A 14513-nucleotide genomic window follows, 5' to 3' on the forward strand; every position below is an offset into this window, starting at 1 on the left:
ATGGCTCTGACGGCCGACGCCTCCCCTCAGAAGCGCTTCTCAAGCCCTTGTGCCAATGAAACGCGAGAGGCGTAAGAGCGCCTCCCGCCGTGGAAACACGAGTTTATGTCGACCCGTACGGTCTATTTCGTCTCGCAGCGGCCCTTGGCGAACTGGGGCAGGTCCATGCAGCGGCCGTCGATCGGGGCGTCGGGCTGGACGCCGATCAGATTGGCCAGGGTCGGGGCGATGTCGATGGTGCGCATGGGCAGGAAACGCTCCTGGCCCTGCGCGCCCGGCCACCAGAAGACGATGGGCACGCGACGGTCGTAGTCCCAGGGCGAACCGTGGCTGGAGATGGCCCCGCCGACGCGGCCCTGGCCGGTCAGGCCCGGCTGCCAGGCGCGCAGGATGTCGGGCGAACGGCTCGCCACGGCCGACAGGCGCAGGCGCTCGCGCACCGTCAGCTCTTCGGGGTTGTCGGAGGCGGGGATCGGCTCGGCCAGAAGTTCGTCGCGCGAGACCGCCATCGCCACCTGCGGCTCGGCGTTCAGCAGTTCGATCGCGGCGGCCAGCACCTGCGAACGCAGCGGCTCGGCCAGCGACCTGCGATCCTTGTCGACGATGACGAAGCCGCCCGCCGAGGACACGACCGGGTCCGCGTCCAGACCGAAACGGGCCTTCAGCGCCGCATTGACGCGCGGTTGCAGGGCGCGGTCGACCCGGCCCGCATTGGGATAGCCCTCGACCGCCGACCGTTCGGGGAAGTCCGAACCGCCGTGGTCAGCCGTCAGCGCCACGATCACCCCGCCGGGGATGGTCGACAGCCGGTCGAGGAAGGCGCCCAGCGCGGCATCCAGACGCAGCATCTGCTCGCACATTTCAGGGCCCTGCGTGCCGAAGCCGTGGCCGATCCGGTCGGTGGCCGACAGGCTGACGCCCAGCATGTCGGTGACGCCGCGTCGGCCCAGTTGCTGCGTCTCCAGCAGTTCGATCGCGCCTTCCAGAGTCAGCTCGTCCAGCACCGGCGAGTTGTCGAAGCGGTCGTTCACCGGCGGCAGTTTGGAGTCGAAGGTCTGGCCCGCAATGGTCCATTGCCCTTCCAGACGGCGGCAGGCCTCGTTGGTATAGGTCCAGTTGGGCGTGGCGCGGCTGAAACGCTCGACCATGCGGGCGTTGATCGCCGCCACCGGGGCCAGCCGCGCCTGCGCGGACTGGCCCGGCTCGACATAGGTGGTGAAGCCAAAGCCGTCGGTGAGCCAGAAGGCGCCGTCCGCCCTGTGCCCGGCCAGGTTGATGGCGCCGCGATCCTTGCCCGACACGCCATAGACGCGGCTTTCCGGGCTGACCGCCTTCAGCCAGTCGCCCAGGGTTGAGGCGCTCAACTGCGCCGGGCCGACCGGGCCGTTGTCGGTGTTCTTGCCGTGAGCCAGGGTGTTCTGCGGCGCGGCGAGGCAGTAGGTCTCCTGCCCCGTGGTGGTGTCGATCCAGTCGTTGGCCGGAATGCCGCTATGGGTCGGATGCATCCCGGTCAGGACGGTCGAGTGACCGGCGCAGGTCACCGTCACGCCGTGGGTCTGATAGCCGTTGATCGAGACCATGCCCTGATCGGCCAGGGTCTTGAGCCCGCCGGTGAACTGGCTGCGATACTGGTTGAACAGATTGGCGCTGAGCTGGTCCACGACGATGGTGACGATCAACGAGGGCGAGGCCCGCTCCCCAGCGGAGGCCGCCGCCTGGGGTGGCGTCGGCTGGGGCGCCTCGGCCGCCTGTGCAGTTCCGCTTATGGCGACAAGCCCGAGAGTCAGGCCAAGGGCGGAGGCGAGAAGGCGGCTGCGGATCATCAGGAACTCCAGGCGAAGCAGAATGTCTTCCACCCCTAGCCGTCTGCAATGACGGGTCCAAGACAGCCAGGGCATGAAAAAGGGGGCCGCAGCCCCCTTCGACATCAGATCATCGGCTCGCCGCGCCGGTGCGCGTCCAGCCATTCCTTGAAGAAGGCGCGGGCGATGAAGGCCAGCACGCCCGCGACGATGACGGGCCACATCAGGACATAGGCCGTCAGCCAGAAAGGGGTCATTGCGATCTCCTGTTAGCGGGTTTGAGGGATTTGCGAGCCCGAGCGGGCGGGGGCGGCCGCAGATGCGGCGGCGGGTTCGGCTTCCTCCACATCGAAGTCGCCGGTCATTCGGGCGATGCGCGAGAAGTCGAAGCCGTCCTGATTGGACAGCGACATGGCGGTGCAGACCACGGTGCTGACGGCATAGGCGATCAGCGAGCCGCTCAGCACAGCGTAGTCATGCAGGAAGCCGATGGCGAAGGGCGCCACGGCCACGGCGGCGATGAAGCCCACGATCCGCGCCGCGCGCGCGCCGAAGAAGCCGAAGGTCATCAGACCCGCGACCACGCCGACCCCGACCACGGCGATGACGTCGAAGACATAGCCGACAGCGCCGTCCATCGGGATCCAGCCGAACCGCACCGGGAAGAAGATCGCCAGCGCCGCCAGCACCGAGACGGTGAAAGCCTTGTTGGTCACCTTTTCCCAATAGAAGCTGGCGATGACGGGGAAGACCAGCGCGCCCCAGATGGCGCCGACCAGGACCAGCAGGTCCAGGATGTTCATCCGCGCTCCGGCGAAATACAGCGCCGCGCCGGTGGCGATGACCATCGTCGCGCGGCCGATGGTCAGCATCAGGCGCGGATCCGCCTTGCGCTTGCCCGCACGGCCGTAAATGTCGGCCATCATGATCGACGACAGGGCCGACAGATCGGAATCCGCTGTCGAGGCCAGCGAGCCGATGATCATGATGAAGAAGACGCTGAGCAGCACCGGTCCGAAATAGGTCCCGGCCAGTTGCGGGATCAGGTTGTTGAGGTCCCCCTCCATGGGGTTGATCCCGGCGTAGAGGGCCACGACGCCCAGCATGCCGATGCCGATGATGGTGGCGCCGTAACCGACCGTGGCGGTGATGAAGGTCGGCTTGATCAGGTCCTCGCGCACGGCGAACAGGCGCTGGGCGATGGTCTGGTTGCCGATGGCGTAGGCCAGAACGGCGGCGATATATGGCGCGCCCTGGTTCAGGAAGGCGTCGGACGAGAAGAAGCTGGTCTGCTGCGGCGTCAGGTTGGACGCGCCTTCGATGAAGACGCTCGGCCCGCCCATGGCGAAGAAGATGGCCGGAATGACCACGACCACGGCGCCGAGCATGGCGCAGACCTGAATGAAGTCAGTCAGCACCGAAGCGCGGAACCCTGACCACAGCGTGTAAAGCAGCACCCCGCCGGCGATGACGACGATGCCCTGGCTGAAGCTGAAGGGCGACAGCATGGAGATCAGGGCGCCCCCGGCGATGAAGTTGGAGGTCAGACTGATGACGCTGCCCAGGACGTTGGACCCCGCCAGCATCAGCTGGCTGGAGCGGCCGTGCCGGGCGTACATGACCTCAGCCAGCGTATGGGCGCGCGGCGCCACAGCGCGGATGCGGCGGCCGTAGGGGTAGATGAACAGGATCATCAGCGCCCCCCACAGCCCATAATGGATCGGCCCCGATATGCCGTAGACGTAGCCTGAGGTGGCCGAGGCGTACATCGACGCGGCCCAGATCCATGTCGCCGTCATCGAGGCCGCCGAGACGCCCAGACCGATGCCGTTCCCGGCCGTCATATAGGCGTCGGCGTTTTCCTTGCGTCGGCTGATCCGCAAGGAGATCAGCATGGTCAGGCCGAAGAACAGCACCAGCAGGCCGATCGTCAGCGGCCCGCCCAATTGTTGAAGTTGTAAGTCGTCCACGCGCGCCTGCGCTCCTGTCTCTTTATCGCTTCCGGCGAGCCCCCGGCCCGCCTTACGCGCAGCCGCAAAGACGCCGCCGCGCCCCAGGCGCAGGCAGACGGGATGTCACGGTTGCGTTCGCGCCCGACGGAACGCCAGGCGCAATGTTCAGCGCGTCCAACGCGCTAGCGCGGCTCGATGCTCCGAACCACGATCAAACGACCATAGTACATTAACAGCTAAGCCGAGATAAAGTTTTTGTGCAATGCGGTAGACTTGACAGGATTTCGGCCGAAATGAAGCCAGCGGCAAGGATTCTTTGAATCACGAATGAGCAAGTTGATTTGCGAATTAGAACCGGATTTACAAGACTTACTAGCGTGAAACTTATAAAGAAAAAGACAGTATTAGCTTTAGGTTTGCCTGAACTGATGCATCAACATTCATGTATTTATTGCAATCGAAATCTTTTGTTCTCGAACGGAACGTGAGGAAGCGGCCGCCCAAACAAAAAACGCCTGCGTTTGGAAACGCAGGCGCTGCAGCCGTCCAGAGACCCCAATCCCGGGGTCGCCGGATCAGGACCGGCCATTGATGGTGCGAGCGGCGGGAATCGAACCCGCACGACCGAGGTCGAGCGATTTTAAGTCGCTTGCGTCTACCAGTTCCGCCACGCTCGCAGGGCGCGCCTCAGCGCTTCGCCTCCTGTGCCGCACGAGCGGCCCGGAAGTCCACATCTGAATCAGCGATCAGGCGCACCAACGCCGCCCAGGCGGCGACGTTCTGGGTCATCTGGGCCGGGTCGATCTTGTCCAGCGTATCGTCGGCGGTGTGGTGCAGGTCGAAATAGCGCGTGCCGTCCTGGCGCAGGCCGAAGACCGGAACGCCCGCCTTGGCCAACGGGCCGATATCGACGCCGCCATACAGTTCCGGCTCGCCCGGCAGCACGCCCAGCGGGCGCAGGATCCGCTCGGCGATGCGGGCGAAGTCGGATCCCTGCGATCCGGGCGGCAGACCCAGGGCGTAGACGCGGTCGGCGCCGAAGTCGCTTTCGCCGGCGATGACGTGCTTCTCGACGCCCGCGCCGATGTTGCGGGCATAGGCGCCGCCGCCGTTGCCGTGGTCGATCGGCTGGGCGACCTCTTCAGAGCCGTACAGGACCACGCGGACGGTGCGCTCCGGACGGCCCTGTTCGGCGATCAGCTTGGCCGCCGCCAGAGTGATGGCGCCGCCCGCCGCGTCGTCGATGGCCCCGGTGCCCAGGTCCCAGCTGTCCATGTGCGAACCCAGGACGATGATCTCGTCCTGACGCGAGGCGCCGACGATGTCGCCGATGACGTTCTGGCTGACCGTCTCATAGGTATGGGCGGTGGATTTCAGGCGCAGACGCACCGTCTCGCCCATGCCGACCAGACGCGCCACCTGATCGGCGTCCGGCGCGCTGAGGGCGAAGGACGGCAGCGGCACCTTGCCCTCGACATAGCGGGTGGTGCCGGTGTGCGGCATCCGGTGTTCATCCGACCCGGCCGAGCGCATCACGAAGGCGACCGCGCCGCGCTTGGCCGCCTCAGTCGGCCCCTGGCTGCGCAGCCGCGACAGGGGGCCGTAGCCCGAGCCGTCCTGCATCCGCACCATCTGGCCGCCGTCGACCACGGCGATCTTGCCGTTCAGCGATCCGGCGGGCGCGGCCGCCAATGCGTCCAGGCCGTCGAAGAAGACGATGTCCGCCTCGACGCCCTCGGCGGGGGTGGCGATGGAGTGGCCGAGCGCCGCCACGACCAGCTTCTGCGGACGGGCGCCCAGAATCTCGGCGCTTTCCTCGCCCCGCTCCCAGCCGATCAGGGGGAAGGTCTCGATGCGGACGTTCTGGAAGCCGTGGGCCCGCATGTAGTCGGCGGCCCAGGCGGCGGCGTCCTGCTCGGCGCGCGAGCCCGCCGGGCGCGGGCCGAAACGGGTGGTGATCTGGGTGACGTAGTCTAGGGCGATATTGCCCTTCAACGCCTGGTCGCGCACCTGCTCAGCGGCGCGGATGGTGCGGGCGTCCTGCGCCAGAACCGGCGTGGCGATCAGGCCGAGCGCCACAGCGCTGGCGGCCATAAGACGAGCATTGAACGACAAGTGCGCCTCCCCAACTCAACAATGAGGCGCGGACCCTAGCGGGCGAAGCCTGCGACCGAAAGTCTCAGCTTCGCCGTCAGAGCGGAAATCGAAGACTCTCGATCACTCGCCCTTGATGAAGGGCTCGACCGGGCCTTGCAGTTTGACGGTCAGGGCCTTGCCGCGGCGATCGACGCGGTTGCCGACAGCCAGACGCACCCAGCCTTCCGAGACGCAGTATTCCTCGACATTGGTCTTTTCCTCGCCCTTGAAGCGGATGCCCACGCCGCGCGCCAAGAGTTCGGCGTCGTGGAAGGGGCTGTCGGGATCGACCGAAAGGCGGTCAGGCAGGGCGTCGGACATGGCAGGTCTCATGAAAAGGCGAAGCGGGCTGAATAGCCGCGCGGACGGGTCGCGACAACCATTCTCCCCCTCCCCTCAATAGCGGAGGAGCCAGGCCGCTTACTGCACCGACTGGCGCGGACCGGTCGGGGCGTCAGCCGCCGCCGCATAGGGGCGCGGACCAGTTTCGGCGAGCGCAGCCGCCTTTTGTGCAGGCGGGGCGGCGGGCCGGGCCGCTGGGCGACGCGGCGTCGTCTGGGTCGCCTGAGCGGGCGCAGGCGCGGCTGCGGCGGGTTGAGCGGCTGGGGTCAGAGCCGGAGCGGCAGCGGCGGGCGCGGCCACGGCGGCGGCGCGGGCGGCGTACTGCTCGGCCTGGAAGCGTTTGGCCAGCTTCTCGGTCAATTCACGCGCGGCGGCGGGCGGCATCTGAGCCATGATGGCGGCCAAGGTCCGGGGGCGCATGGCCGAGGCGACCGGCAGGCGCACCCCGTCGTCCAGGGTGGCGAAGACCGCCGCCGCCTCCTTGGGCCGCATGGCGGAGTAGACGGCGACCAGGCGGTCCTCTTCCGCCTTTTCCTTTTCGTCGACCTGACCGACCAGGGCGCCGATCTCGCTCTTGAGGGCCTCCAGAGCCTGCAGTTTGGCGTCCAGCTTCTGCTCTGCGGCCACCATCAGCGGCAGGGTGGTGGCGAAGTCGGCGTCGCGTGCATCCAAGGCGTCGCGGCGTTTGGACAGGGACTGGATGATGCGCAGCTCGGCCGGAGAAATCCCCGCCTGCTGGGCCAGTTGTTCGGGCGTCAGAGCGCAGACGGCGGCGGGCTTGGGCTCGGGCTTGGCCCCCTCGCCTTCCTTGACGACGGCTTCCTGAGCCCATGCGGTCGCGCCCTGAAACAGATCCGGCGCCACGCCCGCAGCGCGCACGGCCACGACGCCGCCGATGGCGACGGCGATCAGGGGCAGAAGGCGGGGCAGCTTGCTCATCGGTCAGACTCAGGAAAAAAGCGCATCATCATTGCCCCTCAAGTCGTCCGAGGCCGCGCCTCGGACATAGGGGCCAACATCAAGCAGCGAACAGGTCGTCATCCAGACTACGGCGGGCGCGGTTTAGGCTCTGTTGCGCAGCATGGTTAGCGGCCAGGGCCTGCATCACCGGCGAGGCGCGCTCAAGCGCAGGCGCGGGCTTGGGGGACGACTTGGGCGATGGGGCCTTCATGACCGCGCGAGCGCCTTCGATGCGTTCCATCAGGGCGGCCATTCGACGGGCGCGGGTCTCGTCATCCAGCAGGGGCGAGACCGCAGAGGCGCGGGCCGGTTCAGCCTCGGCCGTCGCCTCGATCTCGGCCAGAGCCCTGGCGGAGGCGCGGCGCTCGTCCTCGCGCGTTTCGATGCGGCTGTCGGCCGGGCGGGCCGGGGCGCGGGCGATCAGCACCTCCAGTTCCTGCTTCACGGCGCGGGCCTTGATGATGCGGTCGTGCAGCAGGTCCGTCTCCTGGCCCGAGGCGCGCAGGGTGGCCAGGGCCTGTTCGGCGCGTCCGGCGGCGCTGTTCAGCTCGGTCACGGCGGAGGCGAAGGCCAGTTGGCCCTCGCGCAGGGTCTTCAGCTTGCGCTCCAGCTTGATGCCGTAGCCGATGGCCGCGACCAACAGCAGCATGAGGATGGAGTCGAGAATGATGCCGATCATGTCAGCTGTTCTCCCTGGCGAGGCGGGCGGCGGCGTCGGTGCTGATGGGGCCCTCGACGCGGACGGCGATGTGCTGGCCCTTGCGGCCCATCTTGCCTGTCGTCAGCGGGATGGATCCCGCGCGCACCGAGACTTCGGACTCAGGCGTCACGTTCAGCATCAGGGTGTCGCCGACCTTCAGGTCCAGCACCTTGGACAGGGGCATCTGCTGCTCGTCCAGCACGCAGCGCACCTCGGTTTCGGTGGTCCAGAGTTCGGTGGCCAGGTGGCCTTCCCAAATGTTGTCGCGGCCGAACTTCTCGCCCATGAACTGCTGCAGCAGCATCTTGCGGATCGGCTCCAGCGTCGAATAGGGCAGCAGCAGTTCGACCCGGCCGCCGCGATCTTCCATGTCGATGCGCAGCTTGACCAGAATGGCGGCGTTGGCCGGGCGCGCGATGGCGGCGAAGCGGGGGTTCGTCTCCAGCCGGTCCAGATTGAAGTGGACGGGGGTCAGCGGCTCGAACGCCTGACGCGCGTCGTTCAGGATGACCTCGACCATGCGCTGCACCAGCACTCGCTCGATGGTGGTGTAGGGCCGCCCCTCGATCCGCAGGGCCGCCGTGCCGCGACGCCCGCCCAGCAAGACGTCGACGATGGAGTAGATCAGGTTGGAGTCGACCGTCAGCAGGCCGTAGTTGTCCAGTTCCTCCGCCCGGAACACCGCCAGAATGGCCGGAAGCGGGATGGAGTTCAGATAGTCGCCGAAGCGGATGGAGCTGATGGTGTCGAGGCTGACCTCGACGTTGTCGGAGGTGAAGTTGCGAAGGCTGGTCGTCATCAGCCGCACCAGGCGGTCGAAGACGATTTCGAGCATCGGCAGGCGCTCATAGGAGACCAGGGCCGAGTTGATGATGGCGCGGATGCCGCTGCGCTCATCATCGTCGCCGACGCCCATGTCGAAGCCCAGCAGGCTGTCGATCTCATCCTGGTTCAGCACGCGCTCGGACAGACCCGCGCCCAGATCGGCGCCCAGGTCGGCTTCGCCGCCGAAGGGATCCAGTTCGTTGTCGGGGGCCAGGGTGTCGCTCATTACTGCACGAGCATTTCTTCGATCAGCACGGCGTCGACCTTGCCGGGAGCGGCGATCAGGTTAACCCGGCGCAGGATCTCGGCGCGCAGCTGATACGACCCGGCCGACCCGGCCAGATCCTCGGGGCGCAGTTCGCGCAGGAAGCCCTGGAACATGTCCTGCATCCGCGGCGCCTCGGCCTGAAGGTGCGAGGCGACCGAGGCGTCCTTCATCTCCAGCGTCAGCCGCAGCTTCAGATAGGTCGGGCGCCCGTCCACGGACTGAATGTTCACGATCATGTCCGGCAGGGTGTAGAAGGTCACGCCGTCAGGACCGGCCGCCACCTTGCCTGCCCCGGCGGGCGCCTCGCCCTCCTTGCCGCCGCCGTGACCGCCGCCCTTCTTCTCTTCCTTGGCCGGAGCCGCGTGCCCGCCCGCCGCCTCGGCGGACTTGGGCTTCATCAGCATGAAGGCGGTCGCGCCGCCCCCGCCCAGCACCACCAGCGCGGCAGGAATGATGATGAACAGCAGCGGGATCTTCTTCTTGCCCGAGGCCTCGGCGGCGCCGTCTTCGCCCTCGGCGGCGGACGCGGCCTCGCTTACGGCGGGCAGGTTGGCGTCGTCGCCGACCGGCGCCTCGCTCTTCTTCTTGCCCAGCTTCAGTTTCAGCATGCCCAAGCCGCCCCGATCCTCACATGCCGGGTGTGGCCCTGTTTTGGTTAACGAGGCGTTTACAATCGGCAAATCCTGCCGGGCGCCGCACGGCTCAGAACCGCTCAAACCCCCATTCTACGGGCGTTAACCCTGTTGGCACGGTCGTTGCGACGGGAAAGGGCGAAAGGAGCCCGCTCGTGGAAAACGCCGCCTATATCGGATTGTCACGCCAGATGACGCTTCGCCGCGAGCTGGACATCGTGGCCAACAACGTCGCCAACGCCGACACCACCGGCTTCAAGGTCGAGCAGTTGATGGTCGGGACCGAGATCGGCGAGCGCGCCCGCAACGACGCCATCCGCCCCTCAGCCAGCTTCGTCCTGGACAAGGGCGTCGGCCGCGACTTCGGCCAGGGCGCGCTGAAGCAGACCGGCCGCGACCTGGACTTCGCCATCGAGGGCGAAGGCGCTTTCTTCACGGTGCAGACTCCGACCGGCCCCGCCTATACCCGCGACGGCTCCTTCGTCACCGATCCCGAGGGACGGCTGACGACCAAACAGGGCCTGTTGGTCATGGCCGACGGCGCCGAGCTGGACCTGGACCCGCAGCGCGGCCCCGTCAGCGTCGCCCACGACGGCACGGTCAGCCAGCAGGGCCAGCCGATCGGCCGCCTGACCGTGGTGCGTTTCGACGACCTGTCGGTGCTGCAGAAATCGGGCGACGGCCTTTACCGCAACACGTCCGGCGCCGAGCCGATGGAGGCGACAGACGCCCAGGTGCGTCAGGGGACGCTCGAAGGGTCGAACGTCAACACCCTGATGGAAATCACCAACCTCATCGAGATCAACCGCGCCTATGAGCGCGTGACCAAGATGATCGAAAACACCAACGACCTGTCGCGCCGCTCGATCGAGCGGCTGGGCCGGGTTTCGTAAGGGAGAGCTGAGACATGCGCGCGCTTCGCACCGCCGCCACCGGCATGGCCGCCCAGCAGCTGAACGTGGAGGTCATCTCCAACAATATCGCCAACATGAACACGGTCGGCTTCAAGCGTCAGCGGGCCGAGTTCCAGGACCTGCTGTACCAGAACGTCGAGCGCATGGGGGCCCAGTCCTCGTCGCAGGGAACCGTGGTGCCGACCGGCATCCAGATCGGTTCGGGCGTGAAGGCGGGCAGCGTCTACCGCATCACCGAACAGGGCAGCCCCAACCGCACCGGCAACACCTACGACATCGCCATTCAGGGCAAGGGCTATTTCCAGATCACCCTGCCCTCGGGCGAGCTGGCCTATACCCGCGCGGGGAACTTCACCATCAACGGCGAAGGCCAGCTGGTGACGGACGACGGCTATGCCGTCGAGCCCGCCATCGCCATTCCGCAGGATGCGCTGGACGTCACCATCTCCAAGTCGGGCCAGGTCCAGGTGACCACCCAGGGCGAGCCTGAGCCGCAGGTCGTGGGCCAGCTGGAGCTGGCGACCTTCTTCAACGAAGCGGGTCTGGAAGCCATCGGCGACAACCTGCTGCTGGAGACGGCGGCCTCGGGCCCCGCCACGGTCGGCGTGCCGGGAGAGGTCGGCTACGGCAATCTGCTGCAGCACTATACCGAAGCCTCCAACGTCGACGCGGTCAGCGAAATCACCGCCCTGATCGTGGCCCAGCGCGCGTATGAGATGAACTCCAAGGTCATCACCACCGCCGACGACATGCTGGCCGTCACAGCCCAGGTGAAGAGCTAAGCCATGAAGCGCGCCCTGATCCTCGTCCCCTTCCTGACAATCGCCCTCGCCGGCCCTGCGCTGGCCGGGCCGGTCAATCTGCTGCCCGATCCGGTCGACGACGACGGCCGCATCACCCTGGGCGAGTTGTTCGACAACGCGGGCGAGGCGGCCAGTGTCGTGGTCGGCCGCCGCGTCGGCCCCACCGCCGTGCTGGAAGCCTCTCAGGTACAGATCGCGGCGCGCCGCGCTGGGCTGGAATGGAACAACCCCAACGGCCTGCGTCGCATCGTGGTGCGTGAAGGCGGCGCCGCTGCGGCCGAAACCTCTGCCCGTCCCGCCGCCGCCAGCGTGGGCGCGTCCTCGCGAGCGAGCGCCAGCGTCGAGGTCCTGACCTACGCCCGCAGTCTGGCCGCCGGCGAGGTGGTGCAGCCCGAAGACGTGATCTGGGCCTCGGTCCAGTCGCACCTGGCCCCGACGGGCGCGCCCCAGGACGCCGAAGTCGTGATCGGGCTTCAGACCAAACGCGCCCTGCGCGCCGGTTCGCCCGTGGCCCAGCGCGACCTGGCCTCGCCCCAGGTCATCGCGCGCAACGACATGGTCGAAGTGGCCTATCTGAGCGACGGCGTCGAACTGACCGTCACCGGCAAGGCGACGCGCAACGCCTCGGCGGGCGAGGCCGTGCCGATCCTGAACGTCCAGTCCAACCGCACCATCGACGCCGTGGCCGTCGCGCCCGGCCGGGCCGTCGCCGGTCCCGCCGCCCAGATGGCTCGCCGCAACCCACAACAGTTCGCCTCCCGTTGAGCGAGAGAGACATCATGCGCACCCTGCCCCTCATCGCCCTGTCCGTGTCGGCCCTGTCGCTGGCCGCCTGCTCCACCGCCATCGAGGCGGTGAAGGGCCCGGAACTGGCGCCCATCGGCTATCCGGCCGCCCTGGTCCCGGTCGAGCAGGCCTATCTGCCCGAGCCGACCTCGGCCAGCGCCAACAGCCTGTGGCGCACCGGCGCGCGCAGCTTCTTCGGCGACCAGCGGGCCCGCCGCGTCGGCGACATCCTGACCGTCGCCATCGACATCAACGACCGCGCCCAGACCCAGAACTCGACCCAGCGCAACCGCACCAACAGCGCCTCGGGCGGCGTCACCAACTTCTTCGGGCTGGAGAACAGCCTGGGCCGCGCCTTCCCCGGCGGCTTCGACGCCGCCAACATGATCGGCACGCAAGGCGCGGCGAACGCCAACGGCTCGGGCAGCGTCAACCGCTCGGAGCGGGTCAACCTGACGGTGGCCGCCGTCGTCACCGCCGTCATGCCCAACGGCAATCTGGTCATCCAGGGTCGGCAAGAAGTGCGCACCAACCGTGAAGTGCGCGAACTGACCGTCGCCGGCATCGTCCGGCCCGAGGACATCTCCAGCGCCAACACCATCCGCCACAGCCAGATCGCCGAGGCGCGCATCAGCTATGGCGGGCGCGGCGACATCAGCCGGATGCAGGCGACGCCCGCCGCCCAGTCCCTGGTCGAGCGTTTCAGCCCGTTCTGACCTGCGTTCACCGAAACGTGTGATTCCAGCCGCACCGCATCACTGAATCGCGCGCGGCCCAGCGGAGCCGTGAACTCTTAACAAGCGACCCGCGTTTGCTCTGTCGAACGCGAGTGAGCTTGTCATGCGTAAGAGCCTCTTTCCGATCCTGGCCGCCGTGGGCCTGGCCGCCGTTGCGGCCCATGCGGCGACCCATGCGCCTTCGGCGCCGCGCGGGGGAACCGAGCCCGCGGCCGGCTGGCATATGCTGCGCGAGGGCGCGATGGCGAAACTGGCCTATGGCCTGCCGGATTCGGACCAGTTGGCCCTGATGCTGACCTGTGCGCCGGGCGAGAACTCGGCCGTGGTCTACGGCGACGTTCAGCCGCGAAGCGCAGGCTTGGTCCTGGCCTCGCACGGGCCGGAGCTCATCGATCCCCTGTCGAACGGAGAGGCCTTTGAAGCGCGCCTGCCGCTGGGCGATGCGGCCCTGACGGGACTGGCGCGCGGCGGGCGTATGACCGTGCAGACCGAGGCCGGCGACCGTCAGCTGACCGCCACTCGCGCCGAGCGGCGTCTGGTTCAGGGGTTTCTTAGCTATTGCGCTTCGGGACACGCGTGATCACAGTCCCCCGGTTTTCCTCAGCGGGGGCTGAAACATGACCTCACTGCTCGGCCTGTCCCAGGCCATGCTCTTCGCCCTGGCCGTGCAGACGGCGCCTCAGAGCGGAGTCCAGCCGCCGGCCGAACGGCCTCAGGCAGCGACGCCCGCACGAACGCCGCGCCCGTCGGAGGGGTGGACCTGGACCCTCTACAGCGGCGACGGCCCTCTGGTCCTGGCCAATGAGATCCCGGATACGCCGCGTCTGCGGACGACGCTGGAATGCGCGCCGGGCTCAAGCATCGTGCGGCTGGCCTTCCATGACGCGCCGGGAGCCGACGGTTTCGCGGTCATCCGCTCAGGCGCCGCTTCGGCCGAGGTCGAGGCCCGCGCGCGACGCGGCCGACTGGAGGCGGTGCTGCGCGCCGATCACCCGGTCTTCGCCGCCTTCCTGGCCTCCGGGCGGCTGACGCTCACGCTGGGCGATCAGGCCGAGACCATAGAGATCGATCGGGCGAATCTGCCCAAGCTGCGCCGCTTCGCCGAACTGTGCACCGGATAGGGATCAGGATGCGCCTCTCTTTCTGGCTGACCGCCGCAGCTGTCGCCTCCGTGTCCGCCCTCGGCGCCTGCGCGCCCACAGTCGCGCCTATGGCGACCAGCGCCGCACCCCTGCCTGTGGCCGGTTACGACTGGTTCCTGAACGAGGATCCGGACGAGCCCCGCCTGTCCTATGGACTGGCCCAGTCCGACGACGTGCCGCTCAGCCTCATGTGCGCCCCCGGATCGGGCAAGATCGGCCTGTCGCTGGCCGCCGACCGGACGCCGCAGCGCCTCGCCGTGACGCTGGAATCGGGCGGCGACACCGAGACCTTCCCCGCCCGCGTCGAAGAAGCGGTCATCCACGACGGCGTTCATCTGGTCGCTACGGCGCCCGCATCCCATCCGGTGTTTCAGCGCTTTTATCGCCTCGGATGGCTGGCCGTATGGAACGGCGACCAGCGGTCGATGATGGCCGCCCAGCCGGGATCGGAAGGACGCGCCGCCCGCTTTCTGGAGCGGTGCCGCTAAAGACTTGACCGCAGCGGCGTCGTCCG

The 14513-nt window shown here is 67.8% G+C and carries 16 protein-coding genes and 1 tRNA gene; 7 read left to right on the plus strand and 10 right to left on the minus strand.

The features are described from left to right. Nucleotides 1-122: 122 nt before the first annotated feature. The 10 genes from H556_RS0112755 to H556_RS0112800 form a co-directional block, all read right to left on the minus strand. On the minus strand, nt 123-1823 hold the full coding sequence (locus tag H556_RS0112755) for an alkaline phosphatase family protein (protein ID WP_035303063.1): 1701 nt from the start codon (nt 1821-1823) through the stop codon (nt 123-125). A 104-nt stretch (nt 1824-1927) separates the two neighbouring features. After that, a complete protein-coding gene (locus tag H556_RS16570; protein ID WP_003169726.1) occupies nt 1928-2059 on the minus strand; it encodes a putative transporter small subunit in 132 nt (43 codons plus the stop codon). A gap of 12 nt (nt 2060-2071) precedes the next feature. Continuing rightward, the gene (locus tag H556_RS0112765; protein ID WP_024354806.1) at nt 2072-3772 is read right to left on the minus strand and encodes a sodium:solute symporter family protein; all 1701 of its coding nucleotides are present in this window, start codon (nt 3770-3772) and stop codon (nt 2072-2074) included. Between the two features lie 574 nt (nt 3773-4346). Further along, a tRNA-Leu gene (locus tag H556_RS0112770) sits at nt 4347-4431 on the minus strand. A gap of 10 nt (nt 4432-4441) precedes the next feature. Continuing rightward, nucleotides 4442-5848 (minus strand): M20/M25/M40 family metallo-hydrolase, encoded by a 1407-nt coding sequence (locus tag H556_RS0112775; protein ID WP_029673630.1) that lies wholly within the window; start codon nt 5846-5848, stop codon nt 4442-4444. A gap of 123 nt (nt 5849-5971) precedes the next feature. Further along, nucleotides 5972-6211, minus strand: a complete 240-nt coding sequence (locus H556_RS0112780; protein ID WP_024354808.1) for a DUF3297 family protein — start codon at nt 6209-6211, stop codon at nt 5972-5974. Between the two features lie 99 nt (nt 6212-6310). Continuing rightward, nucleotides 6311-7171, minus strand: coding sequence for a MotE family protein (locus tag H556_RS0112785; RefSeq protein WP_024354809.1), 861 nt, complete (start codon nt 7169-7171; stop codon nt 6311-6313). 79 nt (nt 7172-7250) lie between these two features. Beyond that, nucleotides 7251-7871, minus strand: coding sequence for a DUF6468 domain-containing protein (locus H556_RS0112790; protein WP_024354810.1), 621 nt, complete (start codon nt 7869-7871; stop codon nt 7251-7253). Between the two features lies 1 nt (nt 7872). Next, nucleotides 7873-8943, minus strand: coding sequence for a flagellar motor switch protein FliM (gene fliM, locus H556_RS0112795; RefSeq protein ID WP_024354811.1), 1071 nt, complete (start codon nt 8941-8943; stop codon nt 7873-7875). After that, the gene (locus tag H556_RS0112800) at nt 8943-9593 is read right to left on the minus strand and encodes a flagellar basal body-associated FliL family protein (RefSeq protein ID WP_024354812.1); all 651 of its coding nucleotides are present in this window, start codon (nt 9591-9593) and stop codon (nt 8943-8945) included. Before H556_RS0112800 ends, fliM begins: the two co-directional genes overlap by 1 nt. A gap of 179 nt (nt 9594-9772) precedes the next feature. Between H556_RS0112800 and flgF the strand changes: the two genes are divergently transcribed. From flgF to H556_RS0112835, 7 genes are all read left to right on the plus strand, one after another. Continuing rightward, complete coding sequence (gene flgF, locus H556_RS0112805; RefSeq protein WP_024354813.1) at nt 9773-10510, plus strand: flagellar basal-body rod protein FlgF; 738 nt, start codon at nt 9773-9775, stop codon at nt 10508-10510. A 14-nt stretch (nt 10511-10524) separates the two neighbouring features. Beyond that, nucleotides 10525-11313: a flagellar basal-body rod protein FlgG gene (gene flgG / locus H556_RS0112810; RefSeq protein WP_024354814.1), complete on the plus strand. Its 789-nt coding sequence runs from the start codon at nt 10525-10527 to the stop codon at nt 11311-11313. A 3-nt stretch (nt 11314-11316) separates the two neighbouring features. Continuing rightward, entirely contained in the window at nt 11317-12099 is a 783-nt protein-coding gene (gene flgA / locus H556_RS0112815) for a flagellar basal body P-ring formation chaperone FlgA (protein WP_024354815.1), read from the plus strand. Nucleotides 12100-12113: 14 nt separating this feature from the next. After that, on the plus strand, nt 12114-12836 hold the full coding sequence (gene flgH, locus H556_RS0112820; protein WP_024354816.1) for a flagellar basal body L-ring protein FlgH: 723 nt from the start codon (nt 12114-12116) through the stop codon (nt 12834-12836). Between the two features lie 124 nt (nt 12837-12960). Next, the gene (locus H556_RS0112825) at nt 12961-13437 is read left to right on the plus strand and encodes a hypothetical protein (protein WP_024354817.1); all 477 of its coding nucleotides are present in this window, start codon (nt 12961-12963) and stop codon (nt 13435-13437) included. Nucleotides 13438-13474: 37 nt separating this feature from the next. Then, nucleotides 13475-13978, plus strand: a complete 504-nt coding sequence (locus H556_RS0112830) for a hypothetical protein (protein ID WP_024354818.1) — start codon at nt 13475-13477, stop codon at nt 13976-13978. Nucleotides 13979-13986: 8 nt separating this feature from the next. After that, nucleotides 13987-14487: a hypothetical protein gene (locus tag H556_RS0112835; RefSeq protein ID WP_024354819.1), complete on the plus strand. Its 501-nt coding sequence runs from the start codon at nt 13987-13989 to the stop codon at nt 14485-14487. Nucleotides 14488-14513: the final 26 nt, after the last annotated feature.

The organism is Brevundimonas naejangsanensis DSM 23858 (assembly GCF_000421705.1).
In the GTDB taxonomy this organism is placed as follows: Bacteria; Pseudomonadota; Alphaproteobacteria; order Caulobacterales; family Caulobacteraceae; genus Brevundimonas; species Brevundimonas naejangsanensis.

Excerpts from the sequence above, each read along its gene's own strand:
- fliM (WP_024354811.1), bottom strand. The coding sequence starts at position 8,943 with ATGAGCGACACCCTGGCCCCCGACAACGAACTGGATCCCTTCGGCGGC.
- flgH (WP_024354816.1), top strand. The coding sequence starts at position 12,114 with ATGCGCACCCTGCCCCTCATCGCCCTGTCCGTGTCGGCCCTGTCGCTG.
- H556_RS0112755 (WP_035303063.1), bottom strand. The coding sequence starts at position 1,823 with ATGATCCGCAGCCGCCTTCTCGCCTCCGCCCTTGGCCTGACTCTCGGG.
- H556_RS0112800 (WP_024354812.1), bottom strand. The coding sequence starts at position 9,593 with ATGCTGAAACTGAAGCTGGGCAAGAAGAAGAGCGAGGCGCCGGTCGGC.
- H556_RS0112835 (WP_024354819.1), top strand. The coding sequence starts at position 13,987 with ATGCGCCTCTCTTTCTGGCTGACCGCCGCAGCTGTCGCCTCCGTGTCC.
- H556_RS0112825 (WP_024354817.1), top strand. The coding sequence starts at position 12,961 with ATGCGTAAGAGCCTCTTTCCGATCCTGGCCGCCGTGGGCCTGGCCGCC.
- H556_RS0112790 (WP_024354810.1), bottom strand. The coding sequence starts at position 7,871 with ATGATCGGCATCATTCTCGACTCCATCCTCATGCTGCTGTTGGTCGCG.
- flgA (WP_024354815.1), top strand. The coding sequence starts at position 11,317 with ATGAAGCGCGCCCTGATCCTCGTCCCCTTCCTGACAATCGCCCTCGCC.
- H556_RS0112775 (WP_029673630.1), bottom strand. The coding sequence starts at position 5,848 with ATGGCCGCCAGCGCTGTGGCGCTCGGCCTGATCGCCACGCCGGTTCTG.
- flgG (WP_024354814.1), top strand. The coding sequence starts at position 10,525 with ATGCGCGCGCTTCGCACCGCCGCCACCGGCATGGCCGCCCAGCAGCTG.
- H556_RS16570 (WP_003169726.1), bottom strand. The coding sequence starts at position 2,059 with ATGACCCCTTTCTGGCTGACGGCCTATGTCCTGATGTGGCCCGTCATC.
- H556_RS0112830 (WP_024354818.1), top strand. The coding sequence starts at position 13,475 with ATGACCTCACTGCTCGGCCTGTCCCAGGCCATGCTCTTCGCCCTGGCC.
- H556_RS0112780 (WP_024354808.1), bottom strand. The coding sequence starts at position 6,211 with ATGTCCGACGCCCTGCCTGACCGCCTTTCGGTCGATCCCGACAGCCCC.
- H556_RS0112785 (WP_024354809.1), bottom strand. The coding sequence starts at position 7,171 with ATGAGCAAGCTGCCCCGCCTTCTGCCCCTGATCGCCGTCGCCATCGGC.